This window comes from Citrobacter sp. SX206 (assembly GCF_024181025.1).
GTDB lineage: Bacteria > Pseudomonadota > Gammaproteobacteria > Enterobacterales > Enterobacteriaceae > Citrobacter > Citrobacter youngae.
The window spans coordinates 355,873-368,540 of the sequence record NZ_CP049738.1 but is presented as its reverse complement, the minus strand read 5'-3'; the positions used below and the strand labels follow the sequence as shown (position 1 = coordinate 368,540).

The 12,668-nt window shown below is 52.5% G+C and carries 12 protein-coding genes; 5 read left to right on the top strand and 7 right to left on the bottom strand.

All coding sequences use genetic code 11. The features are described 5' to 3' along the window. Positions 1–40: 40 nt before the first annotated feature. The 5 genes from nirB to G8S19_RS01680 all read left to right on the top strand — a co-directional run bounded on the left by nirB (position 41) and on the right by G8S19_RS01680 (position 5,951). Positions 41–2,584 carry an NADPH-nitrite reductase large subunit gene (gene nirB / locus G8S19_RS01700; protein WP_101743306.1) on the top strand — a complete coding sequence of 848 codons (2,544 nt, stop codon included), beginning with the start codon at positions 41–43 and terminating at the stop codon, positions 2,582–2,584. Beyond that, positions 2,581–2,907: a nitrite reductase small subunit NirD gene (gene nirD / locus G8S19_RS01695; RefSeq protein WP_005121659.1), complete on the top strand. Its 327-nt coding sequence runs from the start codon at positions 2,581–2,583 to the stop codon at positions 2,905–2,907. Before nirB ends, nirD begins: the two co-directional genes overlap by 4 nt. A 275-nt stretch (positions 2,908–3,182) precedes the next feature. Then, positions 3,183–3,989: a nitrite transporter NirC gene (nirC, locus tag G8S19_RS01690; RefSeq protein ID WP_101743305.1), complete on the top strand. Its 807-nt coding sequence runs from the start codon at positions 3,183–3,185 to the stop codon at positions 3,987–3,989. A 164-nt stretch (positions 3,990–4,153) separates the two neighbouring features. Continuing rightward, positions 4,154–5,527, top strand: coding sequence for a siroheme synthase CysG (gene cysG / locus G8S19_RS01685; protein WP_253686003.1), 1,374 nt, complete (start codon positions 4,154–4,156; stop codon positions 5,525–5,527). Between the two features lie 256 nt (positions 5,528–5,783). Then, positions 5,784–5,951: a YhfL family protein gene (locus G8S19_RS01680; RefSeq protein ID WP_048213798.1), complete on the top strand. Its 168-nt coding sequence runs from the start codon at positions 5,784–5,786 to the stop codon at positions 5,949–5,951. Between the two features lie 70 nt (positions 5,952–6,021). Here G8S19_RS01680 and trpS read toward each other — a convergent pair whose 3' ends face one another. From trpS to aroK, 7 genes are all read right to left on the bottom strand, one after another. Further along, positions 6,022–7,026: a tryptophan--tRNA ligase gene (gene trpS / locus G8S19_RS01675; RefSeq protein WP_101743303.1), complete on the bottom strand. Its 1,005-nt coding sequence runs from the start codon at positions 7,024–7,026 to the stop codon at positions 6,022–6,024. Then, the gene (gene gph / locus G8S19_RS01670) at positions 7,019–7,777 is read right to left on the bottom strand and encodes a phosphoglycolate phosphatase (RefSeq protein ID WP_048213542.1); all 759 of its coding nucleotides are present in this window, start codon (positions 7,775–7,777) and stop codon (positions 7,019–7,021) included. The genes trpS and gph overlap by 8 nt, the downstream gene beginning before the upstream one ends. After that, the gene (gene rpe, locus G8S19_RS01665) at positions 7,770–8,447 is read right to left on the bottom strand and encodes a ribulose-phosphate 3-epimerase (protein WP_040231743.1); all 678 of its coding nucleotides are present in this window, start codon (positions 8,445–8,447) and stop codon (positions 7,770–7,772) included. The genes gph and rpe overlap by 8 nt, the downstream gene beginning before the upstream one ends. A gap of 17 nt (positions 8,448–8,464) precedes the next feature. Next, complete coding sequence (gene dam / locus G8S19_RS01660) at positions 8,465–9,301, bottom strand: adenine-specific DNA-methyltransferase (protein WP_253686001.1); 837 nt, start codon at positions 9,299–9,301, stop codon at positions 8,465–8,467. Between the two features lie 117 nt (positions 9,302–9,418). After that, on the bottom strand, positions 9,419–10,711 hold the full coding sequence (gene damX / locus G8S19_RS01655; RefSeq protein ID WP_061068727.1) for a cell division protein DamX: 1,293 nt from the start codon (positions 10,709–10,711) through the stop codon (positions 9,419–9,421). Positions 10,712–10,807: 96 nt separating this feature from the next. Further along, positions 10,808–11,896, bottom strand: a complete 1,089-nt coding sequence (gene aroB, locus G8S19_RS01650) for a 3-dehydroquinate synthase (RefSeq protein ID WP_048213545.1) — start codon at positions 11,894–11,896, stop codon at positions 10,808–10,810. Between the two features lie 57 nt (positions 11,897–11,953). Continuing rightward, positions 11,954–12,475: a shikimate kinase AroK gene (gene aroK, locus G8S19_RS01645; RefSeq protein ID WP_003023552.1), complete on the bottom strand. Its 522-nt coding sequence runs from the start codon at positions 12,473–12,475 to the stop codon at positions 11,954–11,956. Positions 12,476–12,668 lie beyond the last annotated feature (193 nt).

Sequence of the window (12,668 nt, the reverse complement as noted above, 5' to 3'; positions counted from 1 at the left end):
CGTTAAGGTAGGCAGTAATAGAAAAGAAATCGAGGCAAAAATGAGCAAAGTCAGACTCGCTATTATCGGTAATGGTATGGTCGGCCATCGCTTTATTGAGGATCTTCTTGATAAATCCGACGCTGCCAATTTTGATATTACCGTCTTCTGTGAAGAACCCCGCAAAGCGTACGACCGTGTACACCTGTCTTCCTACTTCTCCCACCACACCGCCGAAGAGCTTTCTCTGGTGCGTGAAGGATTCTATGAGAAGCACGGCGTTAAGGTGTTAGTGGGCGAACGCGCAATTACCATCAACCGCCAGGAGAAGGTAATCCACTCCAGCGCAGGTCGTACGGTCTATTACGATAAGCTGATCATGGCGACGGGCTCTTACCCGTGGATCCCACCGATTAAAGGTTCGGAAACCCAGGACTGCTTCGTTTACCGTACCATTGAAGACCTCAACGCCATTGAATCTTGCGCGCGCCGTAGCAAACGCGGCGCCGTTGTCGGTGGCGGCCTGCTGGGTCTGGAAGCCGCTGGTGCCCTGAAAAACCTCGGCGTTGAAACTCACGTCATTGAATTCGCCCCGATGCTGATGGCTGAACAGCTGGATCATATGGGTGGCGAGCAGTTACGTCGCAAAATTGAAAGCATGGGCGTGCGTGTGCACACCAGCAAAAACACCAAAGAGATCGTCCAGGAAGGCACCGAAGCGCGCAAAACCATGCGTTTTGCCGACGGTAGCGAACTGGAAGTTGATTTCATCGTCTTCTCTACCGGTATTCGTCCACGCGACAAACTGGCAACTCAGTGCGGCCTGGACGTCGCGCCGCGCGGCGGGATCGTGATCAACGATTCTTGCCAGACCTCTGACCCGGATATCTATGCGATTGGCGAATGCGCCAGTTGGAACAACCGCGTGTATGGTCTGGTGGCCCCGGGCTACAAAATGGCACAGGTTGCCGTTGACCATATTCTCGAAACCGAAAACGCTTTTGAAGGCGCGGACCTGAGCGCCAAGCTGAAGCTGCTCGGCGTGGATGTCGGCGGGATTGGCGATGCGCACGGTCGTACACCGGGAGCGCGTAGCTATGTTTACCTCGACGAAAGCAAAGAAGTCTACAAACGCCTCATCGTTAGTGAAGATAACAAAACCCTGCTGGGTGCGGTTCTGGTCGGTGATACCAGCGATTACGGCAACCTGCTACAGCTGGTGCTGAACGCCATCGAACTGCCAGAAAACCCGGACTCACTGATTCTGCCAGCACACGCGGGCAGCGGTAAGCCGTCTATCGGCGTGGATAAACTGCCGGACAGCGCGCAGATTTGTTCCTGTTTTGACGTCACCAAAGGCATGCTGATTGCCGCTATCAACAAAGGTTGTCACACCGTTGCGGCGCTGAAAGCCGAAACCAAAGCCGGTACCGGCTGCGGCGGTTGTATCCCGCTGGTGACGCAGGTTCTGAACGCCGAACTGGCGAAACAGGGTATCGAAGTGAATAACAACCTGTGTGAACACTTCCCGTATTCACGTCAGGAACTGTTCCACCTGATCCGCGTAGAAGGCATTAAAACTTTCGAAGAGTTGCTGGCTAAACACGGTAAAGGTTACGGCTGTGAAGTGTGCAAACCTACCGTCGGTTCCCTGCTGGCGTCCTGCTGGAATGAGTACATCCTCAAACCACAGCACACGCCGCTGCAGGACACCAACGACAACTTCCTGGCCAATATCCAAAAAGACGGTACCTACTCCGTGATCCCGCGCTCTGCGGGCGGTGAAATTACCCCGGAAGGCCTGGTGGCTGTCGGTCGTATTGCGCGCGAATTTAACCTATACACCAAAATCACCGGTTCTCAGCGTATCGGTCTGTTCGGCGCGCAGAAAGATGACCTGCCGGAAATCTGGCGTCAGCTGATTGAAGCGGGCTTTGAAACCGGTCATGCGTACGCCAAAGCACTGCGTATGGCGAAAACCTGCGTCGGTAGCACCTGGTGTCGTTATGGCGTCGGCGATAGCGTCGGTTTCGGCGTGGAGCTGGAAAATCGCTACAAAGGCATTCGTACCCCGCACAAAATGAAATTCGGCGTCTCCGGTTGTACCCGCGAATGTGCGGAAGCTCAGGGCAAAGACGTGGGTATCATCGCCACTGAGAAAGGCTGGAACCTGTACGTTTGTGGTAACGGCGGGATGAAACCGCGTCATGCAGACCTGCTGGCGGCCGATGTCGATCGTGAAACGCTGCTCAAGTACCTTGACCGCTTTATGATGTTCTACATCCGTACTGCGGACAAACTGACCCGTACTGCACCGTGGTTAGATAACCTGGAAGGTGGCATCGAGTATCTGAAATCAGTCATCATCGACGACAAACTGGGGTTGAACCAGCACCTGGAAGAAGAGATGGCTCGTCTGCGTGAAGCGGTGGTCTGCGAGTGGACAGAAACCGTTAACACCCCATCCGCACAGGTTCGCTTTAAACACTTTATCAACAGCGATCAACGCGATCCGAATGTTCAGGTTGTACCTGAGCGCGAACAACATCGTCCGGCTACGCCTTATGAGCGTATTCCGGTGACTCTGGTGGAGGAAAACGCATGAGCCAGTGGAAAAACATCTGCAAAATCGATGACATTCTGCCTGCGACAGGCGTCTGCGCCCTGTTAGGTACTGAGCAGGTTGCTATTTTCCGCCCGTATCACAGCGATCAGGTGTTTGCGATCAGCAATATCGACCCATTCTTTGAGTCCAGCGTACTGTCGCGTGGGTTGATTGCTGAACATCAGGGCGAATTGTGGGTCGCCAGTCCGCTGAAGAAACAACGCTTTCGTTTAAGCGATGGGCTGTGCATGGAAGACGAACAATTCTCCGTGAAACATTACGAAGCGCGAGTGAAAGACGGCACGGTACAACTGCGCGGTTAATTAATTTTTGGGAGGCGCAACGCCTCCCCTTTTTTGTATTTTTTTCATTGTAATTGTTATCACAAAATCATTTGTGCTGCATCGCGGCGGCAACTGAGCAAACCCCCAGGAGCATAGTTCACTATGTGACTGGGGTGAGCGACAAATCTGTCAGGAACAGATTTGAACGTCGCACAGCGACGGCCCGTAAGGGCGAGTCTCAGGACGAGACGAGTAACTCAGTAGCCAACAAAGACGCAGTGCAAAGGATGAAGTGAGAAAAGGATAATCAACACATGTTCACAGACACTATCAATAAGTGTGCAGCTAACGCTGCGCGCATCGCACGCCTGTCGGCTAATAACCCGCTCGGATTCTGGGTCAGTTCGGCAATGGCGGGGGCCTACGTTGGCCTCGGCATCATTCTTATTTTTACGCTCGGTAATCTGCTTGACCCGTCCGTGCGTCCGCTGGTGATGGGTGCAACCTTTGGTATCGCCTTAACGCTGGTTATTATTGCCGGTTCAGAGCTGTTTACCGGTCACACCATGTTCCTGACGCTCGGCGTCAAAGCGGGCACCATCAGCCACGGCCAAATGTGGGCTATCCTGCCGCAAACCTGGTTGGGAAATCTGGTCGGATCCGTGTTTGTCGCCCTGCTTTATAGCTGGGGAGGCGGCAGTCTGCTGCCGGTCGATACCAGCATCGTCCATTCGGTCGCGCTGGCGAAAACCACCGCGCCTGCAACGGTGCTGTTCTTTAAAGGCGCACTGTGTAACTGGTTGGTTTGTCTGGCAATATGGATGGCAATCCGTACCGAAGGCGCGGCAAAATTCCTCGCTATCTGGTGGTGTCTGCTGGCGTTTATCGCGTCCGGCTATGAACACTCCGTTGCCAATATGACGCTGTTTGCCCTTTCCTGGTTTGGCCATCACAGCGAAGCTTATACCCTGTCCGGAATTGGTCATAACCTTCTGTGGGTGACACTCGGTAATACTTTGTCCGGTGTCGTATTCATGGGATTGGGTTATTGGTATGCTACGCCAAAATCGGAGCGTCCGGCTCCGGCAAAAATCAATCAAGCTGAAAATCTTGCCCAGTAGGCGTATTCGATGCAGGCAGTTTGAACACGGACAGCGCGGAACAACCGGAACGTACATGCAGTACGTGAGGATTGTGAGCACTGCCCAGGGGCAAACTGACAAATAAGATAGCCTAATGGGTAGATTCTGAGGCTGCTGCCAATAATTAATTAAGGGGTAATGTCGTGGACCATTTGCCTATATTTTGTCAACTACGTGACCGCGACTGCTTGATCGTCGGCGGTGGTGATGTCGCAGAACGCAAAGCGCGGTTACTGCTGGAAGCTGGCGCCCGTTTAACGGTTAATGCGCTGGCGTTTATTCCGCAGTTCACCGTATGGGCAAATGAAGGCATGCTGACGCTGGTTGAGGGGCCATTCGATGAAGCCCTGCTCGACTCTTGCTGGCTGGCTATCGCCGCTACTGACGACGATGCCGTTAATCTTAGCGTCAGCAATGCCGCAGAGACACGCCGTATTTTCTGTAACGTGGTCGATGCGCCAAAAGCGGCCAGTTTTATCATGCCCTCCATTATCGACCGCTCTCCGCTGATGGTGGCGGTCTCCTCAGGCGGTACATCCCCTGTTCTTGCCCGCCTGCTGCGTGAAAGACTCGAATCCGTGTTGCCTCAGCATTTGGGCCAGGTCGCACAATATGCCGGCAAGTTGCGCTCCCGGGTGAAGCAACAGTTTGCCAGCATGGGTGAACGTCGCCGCTTCTGGGAAAAATTGTTCGTTAACGACCGCCTGGCGCAGTCGCTTGCGAATAGCGATCAGAAAGCCATCGAGGAAACCACCGAGCAGTTGCTCAGTGAACCTCTGGACCATCGTGGTGAAGTGGTGCTGGTTGGCGCCGGTCCTGGCGATGCCGGCCTGCTGACGCTGAAAGGGCTACAGCAGATCCAGCAAGCTGATGTTGTGGTATATGACCGTCTGGTTTCTGACGACATCATGAACCTCGTACGCCGCGATGCAGATCGTGTGTTCGTAGGCAAACGTGCGGGTTATCACTGCGTTCCGCAGGAAGAGATCAACCAGATCCTGCTGCGTGAAGCGCAACAAGGCAAGCGCGTGGTGCGACTGAAAGGCGGTGACCCATTCATCTTTGGCCGCGGTGGCGAAGAGCTGGAAACCCTGTGTCATGCCGGTATTCCATTCTCTGTCGTGCCAGGCATTACAGCGGCTTCTGGCTGTTCTGCTTATTCCGGTATCCCACTGACTCATCGCGATTATGCGCAGAGCGTACGCCTGGTCACCGGGCACCTGAAAACAGGCGGTGAGCTGGACTGGGAGAACCTGGCAGCAGAGAAACAAACGTTGGTGTTCTATATGGGACTGAATCAGGCGGCAACGATTCAGGAAAAACTCATCGAGTTTGGTATGCAAGCCGATATGCCGGTTGCTCTGGTCGAGAATGGTACTGCCGTAACACAGCGCGTCGTCAGTGGTGTGCTGACACAGCTCGGTGAACTGGCAAAACAGGTTGAAAGCCCGGCGCTGATTATCGTGGGTCGTGTAGTGGGATTACGCGATAAGCTGAACTGGTTCTCGAACCATTGATTCACATCAGCGAAATAACCAACGGTATACCGTTCTGAAATCGTTCCGCTAATTAACACAAACGGCAGTCCTGGAATCTCTTTCCTGACTGCCGTTTTTATTTCTCACCTGTTTTTCAAAGCATATTTCCTTGTCTTTGAGTAGTCCTTATCTGGACTACCTCCTTGTTCCATTACTTGATATTTTCACCGGCGGAAAATGGATTTTTTCCATTTTTTTCATATATATAAATAGTTATATCTACAAGGATTTCGTTATGCTTAAGATTGCAAAAATTGCCCTTGTGGCAGGGATTCTGACGACGTTGACCGCTTGTACGGGTCATATTGAAAACCGTAATAAAACCTGCTCGTATGATTACCTGCTGCACCCGGCTATTTCAATTTCTAAAATGATTGGCGGTTGCGGCGCAGTGGCTGAATAATCAATAAATCTCTTTGCGCAGATACAAAAAAACCGGGAAATTCCCGGTTTTTTCAGCAATGCAAAAAGTATTACGGCTTGGCAACAAAGCCAATAGCCTCATACACGGCTTTCAGCGTAACAGAGGCACGCGCGCTGGCTTTTTCCGCGCCCTCTTTCATCACTTTCTGCAGGAAGGCTTCATCGTTACGGAAACGGTGATAGCGCTCCTGAAGCTCCGTCAGCATGCCGGAGACAGCTTCTGCGACTTCACCTTTCAGATGACCATACATTTTGCCTTCAAAGTGCTGTTCCAGCTCAGGAATGCTCTGGCCAGTAACGGCAGAGAGGATATCCAGCAGGTTGGAGACGCCCGCTTTTTCTTTCACATCGTAACGAACAACAGGCGGCTCTTCCGAGTCGGTCATCGCGCGTTTGATTTTCTTAACCACTGATTTCGGATCTTCCAGCAAGCCGATCACGTTATTGCGGTTGTCATCCGACTTGGACATTTTCTTCGTCGGCTCCAACAGCGACATGACGCGCGCACCGGATTTCGGAATAAACGGCTCAGGCACTTTAAAGATATCGCCGTACAGGGCGTTAAAACGTTGAGCGATATCACGGCTCAGTTCCAGATGCTGTTTCTGATCTTCACCAACCGGTACCTGGTTGGTCTGATACAACAGAATATCCGCCGCCATCAGCACCGGGTAATCAAACAGCCCGGCGTTGATGTTCTCCGCATAGCGTGCGGATTTATCTTTGAACTGGGTCATACGGCTCAGCTCACCGAAATAGGTGTAGCAGTTCAGCGCCCAACCTAACTGTGCGTGTTCCGGCACATGAGACTGGACGAAAATGGTGCTTTTTTCAGGATCGATACCGCATGCCAGGTACAGCGCCAGCGTATCCAGCGTTGCTTTACGCAACTGCTGAGCGTCCTGACGAACGGTGATAGCATGTTGGTCAACGATGCAGTAGATGCAATGGTAGTCATCCTGCATGCTCACCCACTGACGCAGCGCACCCATATAGTTGCCAATGGTCAATTCACCTGAGGGCTGTGCGCCACTAAAAACGATGGGCTTAGTCATTTTTTGATTCCTGATTTTCGCTATGCGGAAGCCCGAGAGCGGGCAGTAGTTCATTAATACGGTCGTAAATAACGTCGGGCTGGCTCAGCGCGATCGACTCACCGTAGTTGTAGCCATAGGTCAGGCCAACGGACGGACAGCCAGCAGCTTTTGCCGCCTGAATATCATTGCGTGAATCCCCTACGAAGAGCATTTGCTCAGGCTTGATGCCAAGCTTGCTTGCCACCAGCAGCAGCGGATCCGGATGCGGTTTTTTATTCTGCACGTCGTCACCACCGATGACCACGCTAAAGTATTTGGCGATATCTAATGCTTCGAGTAATGGCGCGACAAACGGGGTCGGTTTGTTGGTCACCAGACCCAGCGGCAATCCTTTCGCATGCAGCGCGCCCAGCGTGTCGGCAACATCAGGGAACAGGAATGTCCCCTCTTCTGCGACATCGCCGTAGTATCTGTCGAACAGCTTACGCAAAATCCGGACCTGTTCCTCAGCGGGAATATCATCATCAACGGGCGGTTTACCCATCGTTTTACGTAATGTCGCGCGCTCCTGACGAGACCACGCCAGCGCGCGCTCCATCAGTACGTCTGCACCGTTACCAATCCAGGTGATAACGCGTTCTTCTCCGGCAACCGGCAGTTCCAGCGCATACAGCGCCATATCCACCGCTGCGGCTAATCCCGGCGCACTGTCAACCAGCGTACCGTCGAGGTCAAATGCTACGCCCCGAATGTCCTGAAATTTATCCATGACTTACCTTCGCCAGTTCATTGCGCATTTCATCAATGACTTTTTTGTAGTCTGGTTGGTCGAAAATAGCAGAGCCTGCGACAAACATATCCGCACCGGCAGCCGCGATTTCACCAATGTTGTTCACCTTAACGCCGCCGTCCACTTCCAGACGGATGTCATAGCCAGATTCATCAATGCGACGGCGCACTTCGCGCAGCTTATCCAGCGTTTGCGGGATAAAGGACTGTCCACCAAAGCCTGGGTTAACGGACATCAGCAGGATCACGTCGAGCTTATCCATGACGTAGTCCAGATAACTCAGCGGTGTTGCCGGGTTGAACACCAGCCCCGCTTTACAGCCATGCTCTTTGATCAGCTGTAAAGTGCGATCAACATGCTCGGAGGCTTCCGGGTGAAAAGTAATGATGCTGGCGCCAGCGGCGGCGAAGTCCGGGACAATACGATCAACGGGCTTCACCATCAGATGAACATCAATCGGAGCGGTGATGCCATATTTACGCAGCGATTTCAGTACCATCGGGCCGATGGTCAGGTTCGGCACGTAGTGGTTGTCCATGACGTCGAAGTGAACGACATCAGCACCCGCGGTCAGCGCTTTCGCGGTGTCCTCACCCAGGCGGGCAAAATCAGCCGACAGAATTGAGGGGGCAATCAAATACTGTTTCATCAGCTTCTCCTTGAGAATTATTTTTCCGCAGGCGTTGCGACTCCTGGTTTGTATAGTGCCAGCAGTTCGTTCACCTTTTTACGTGTGCCGCCGTTGCTGCTTATACTGCGCCGCACTTTGACCTGAAAATGTTTCGCCGCTCGATACCATTCGCGGGTATCCGGCGTGTCATGATTCGAAATTAACACCGGGATCTGCTTACTGACCAGCTTTTCTGCCATCTCGGCCAGATGCGCCTGCTCTTTCGGGCTAAAGCTGTTGGTATGATACGCGGTGAAATTTGCCGTCGCCGAGAGCGGTGCATATGGCGGGTCACAGTAGACCACAGAGTTGCTATCCGCGCGATCCATGCACTCTTCATAGGAGAGGCAATGGAACTCTGCATTTTGCGCTTTTTCAGCAAAATGGTACAACTCGGCTTCCGGGAAGTAAGGTTTTTTATAACGACCAAAGGGGACGTTAAACTCACCACGCAGGTTATAACGGCATAACCCGTTATAGCCAAAACGGTTGAGATATAAGAACAGCACTGCACGTCGGAACGGGTCCTGGCAGGCATTAAATTCTTCCCGGAACTGGTAGTACACCTCAGCCTGATTCGTTTCAGGCATAAACAGCTCACGTGAAGCCTGCACATACTCATCGGTACGCGTCTTCACGATGTTATAGAGACTGATAAGGTCGCTGTTGATATCGGCAAGAATATAACGAGAAAAGTCGGTGTTGAGAAACACCGACCCTGCACCCACGAAGGGTTCAATCAGGCATTCACCCTGAGGTAAATGCCGTTTGATGTCATCAAGCAGGGGATATTTCCCCCCTGCCCATTTCAAAAAAGCGCGATTTTTTTTCATGCTGACTAACTAATTACACCTTCTCCGGCTGTGGAGAAAGCTCCGACAGCATCCTGCGCTTTAGTCTTTGTCCCGCAATTGGGCGAAACAGCAAACCATTGCAGAACATATCCTATCTTACTTCAAATCGGCCTGAACCTGGTGCAGCGGTTTTGCCCACGGGTTTTTCGCCTGAATGTCGGCGGGTAACGTAGACACTGCACGTTTTGCATCTTCTTTAGACGCATACACGCCCGTCACCAGAACATACCACGGTTGACCGTTACGCGTCGTCTGGTACACCACGTAGTTCTTCAGGTTCTCTTTCTTCGCCCAACCATTCAGGTTGTCGTAGTTAGAGGAACTGCTGAGCTGCAGCGTGTAGTGACTGGATGGCGCTGATTTTAACGCGCCAACGTTCCCTGCACTTTTCGCACCACCCGCAACCGGTGTTGCTGTCGTTGGTGCAGGTGTTGCAGTCTGGGCTGGCGTCGTCGCGGTTGCTTTCGGCTCAACAGTCGCTTTCGGCGTAGCGGTTACCACAGGCGCTTTGGTTGTGGTCGTCGGCGCAGTTGCGGTTGGTTTCGCCTGGGCAACAGGTTTTGGCTCTGTCGGCGTCGCTTTTACCGTGGTCTGCGGCTTGCTCTTCGGCTCAATAACAGCCTGTTTGCGTTCCTGATGTGCAACTGCAGTACGTTCTGCTGGCTCAGTCTTCGCAGTCTGACGCCCTGCATTGCCATTGCGAACTGGTGCTACGGTAGCAGGTTCAGTTGGCAGCGTAGAGTTGACTACGACGTTGTTAACCTGTGCCTGACCTTGCGGCTGCGTCAGTGCATTGTTCAGATCGCCCTGAACTTCGACGCGCTGCTGACCTTCCGCTGTGGCAGGTGCCTGGCCTTGAGTCGGGGTAGAGGAAATCGGCGGCAGAGAAACATCCTGCTGCGTATTGCCAGCGGTCTGCTCAGCACCCGTCGCAGGCATTGTGGTGTTCGCCTGATCCGTCGCATTGCTGCCAGAAAGATCGATGCTCTTCTCACCAGACGCAGCCTGCTCGCTGGAAGAGGAAGATGAGGGGGCCTTCAGCGCAGAACCGATACCGACAATTAGCAGCAGCAGTACCAGAACACCCACACCCATCATAATGTACTGACGGGAGGCTGGTTTACTGACCGCTTTTTTACGCTTGCGTGGGCGACGTTCTACACGTTCTTCATCCACAACATCGTCATCAGATTCATAGTCTTCTTCAATGTCCTGCTCTTCATCACGCTCTTTACGTGCCCGCGCAGGACGGCGATCGTCGGCATCCAGATCAACATCATCAAAATTGATTTGCGGCTCATTATCGCGTTCAGACGATTGACGAGAACGACCAGTACGACGATCGCTGGGATCGGGTTTCAGCTCGTCTTCTGGTTTGAATTCATCCATTTAACACCCCACTCAAAGGTTAATGCTTACGACTTTGCACATAACCTGAAGCTAAAAGACTTACGCTTTACAACGCAAGCCTGACCTTTCTTGTTGTTACGCCTGCTGGCAATCAGCAATCGCGTTAAGAACCACCTCGTGCGACACTCCGCCGCGCACTTCACTCTTCCCTATCGCCTGCGGAAGCACTAAACGAATCTCTCCCGCCAACACTTTTTTATCTCGCAGCATGTGCGGTAAATAAGCCTGTGTAGACATTTCACGCGGCCCATTCACCGGTAAACCTGCGCGCTGCAACAGCGTAATAATGCGCTGCGTTTCAGCGGAGGTAAACTGGCCCAAACGTTCTGACGTGCGGGCAGCCATTACCATACCTGCTGCGACGGCTTCACCATGTAACCAATTGCCATAACCCATTTCAGCTTCGATAGCATGGCCAAACGTGTGTCCCAGATTCAGTAAAGCACGTAAGCCCATTTCGCGCTCGTCCGCTGCGACAACTTCTGCTTTCAGCTCACAACAACGGCGAATACAGTACGCCATTGCCGGACCATCCAGACGCAACAACGCATCCAGATTGTCTTCCAGCCAGCTAAAAAATTCACCGTCAAGGATGATGCCGTATTTGATCACTTCCGCCAGGCCCGATGCCAATTCACGCGCAGGAAGCGTTTTCAGACAGTCGAGATCCACCACCACGGAAGCAGGTTGGTAAAACGCGCCAATCATGTTTTTACCGAGGGGATGGTTTACGGCGGTTTTACCGCCTACGGAGGAGTCAACCTGCGACAACAGCGTTGTCGGGACTTGAATAAAACGAACACCACGCTGATAGCTGGCTGCTGCAAAACCGGTAAGATCGCCAATCACGCCGCCGCCAAGTGCGACCAGCGTGGTATCGCGACCATGCGGTTTTTGCAGTAACGCAGTGAAGACCGTATCCAGCACCGCCAGGCTTTTATACTGCTCGCCATCGGGAAGGATAACGCTATCAACGTTAACACCCGCCTGTTCAAGTACGCCGCGAACCTTATCGAGATAAAGGGGAGCCAGGGTTTCGTTGGTCACCAACATAACCTGATCGCCCGATTTCAGCGGTAAGAATGAAGCTGGCTCATCAAACAAACCAGCCGCGATGGTGATAGGGTAACTACGTTCCCCGAGAGTGACTGTAATCCTCTCCATTACGCGACATCCACCTTAGTTACTTGTACCCGCAGACGAGTGTGTATTCAGCCAGAATTAGTTGCTTTCCAGCATATGAATAATCTGGTTTGCTACGACTTTCGCGCTCTGATCGTCGGTGCGAATGGTCACGTCGGCAATCTCTTCATACAGAGGGTTGCGTTCATCGGCCAATGCTTCCAGAACTTCACGCGGCGGCGATTCTACCTGCAGCAGCGGGCGTTTCTTGTCACGTTGAGTACGTGCAAGCTGTTTTTCAATTGTCGTTTCAAGATAGACCACGACGCCACGCGCGGAAAGACGGTTACGTGTTTCACGTGATTTTACAGAGCCACCGCCAGTTGCCAGCACAATACCCTGTTTTTCCGTCAACTCGTTGATGACTTTTTCTTCGCGATCACGGAAGCCGTCTTCACCTTCTACATCGAAGACCCAGCCCACATCAGCTCCGGTTCGTTTCTCAATCTCTTGATCAGAATCGTAAAATTCCATATTGAGTTGTTGAGCTAACTGGCGCCCAATAGTGCTTTTTCCGGCACCCATAGGCCCAACCAGAAAGATATTGCGTTTCTCTGCCATTTTTTCGGTACTACTAAGACTATTCGTTAATGGTAAACCCGCTTCGCAGACACCCAGCGCAGCAGGACATGAACTGAAACCTCATAAGATATTGCGAGAGTCAGACTGAAAATTATCTCAATACTCAAGCGGGTTTGGCAACTGAATAAATCACCAAACCTTACGCATTTCTGGTCGTGGCAGGCATGCTACC

Coding starts and splice junctions, on each gene's coding strand:
- nirB (WP_101743306.1), top strand. CDS start 41: ATGAGCAAAGTCAGACTCGCTATTATCGGTAATGGTATGGTCGGCCAT.
- nirD (WP_005121659.1), top strand. CDS start 2,581: ATGAGCCAGTGGAAAAACATCTGCAAAATCGATGACATTCTGCCTGCG.
- nirC (WP_101743305.1), top strand. CDS start 3,183: ATGTTCACAGACACTATCAATAAGTGTGCAGCTAACGCTGCGCGCATC.
- G8S19_RS01680 (WP_048213798.1), top strand. CDS start 5,784: ATGCTTAAGATTGCAAAAATTGCCCTTGTGGCAGGGATTCTGACGACG.
- trpS (WP_101743303.1), bottom strand. CDS start 7,026: ATGACTAAGCCCATCGTTTTTAGTGGCGCACAGCCCTCAGGTGAATTG.
- gph (WP_048213542.1), bottom strand. CDS start 7,777: ATGGATAAATTTCAGGACATTCGGGGCGTAGCATTTGACCTCGACGGT.
- rpe (WP_040231743.1), bottom strand. CDS start 8,447: ATGAAACAGTATTTGATTGCCCCCTCAATTCTGTCGGCTGATTTTGCC.
- dam (WP_253686001.1), bottom strand. CDS start 9,301: ATGAAAAAAAATCGCGCTTTTTTGAAATGGGCAGGGGGGAAATATCCC.
- damX (WP_061068727.1), bottom strand. CDS start 10,711: ATGGATGAATTCAAACCAGAAGACGAGCTGAAACCCGATCCCAGCGAT.
- aroB (WP_048213545.1), bottom strand. CDS start 11,896: ATGGAGAGGATTACAGTCACTCTCGGGGAACGTAGTTACCCTATCACC.
- aroK (WP_003023552.1), bottom strand. CDS start 12,475: ATGGCAGAGAAACGCAATATCTTTCTGGTTGGGCCTATGGGTGCCGGA.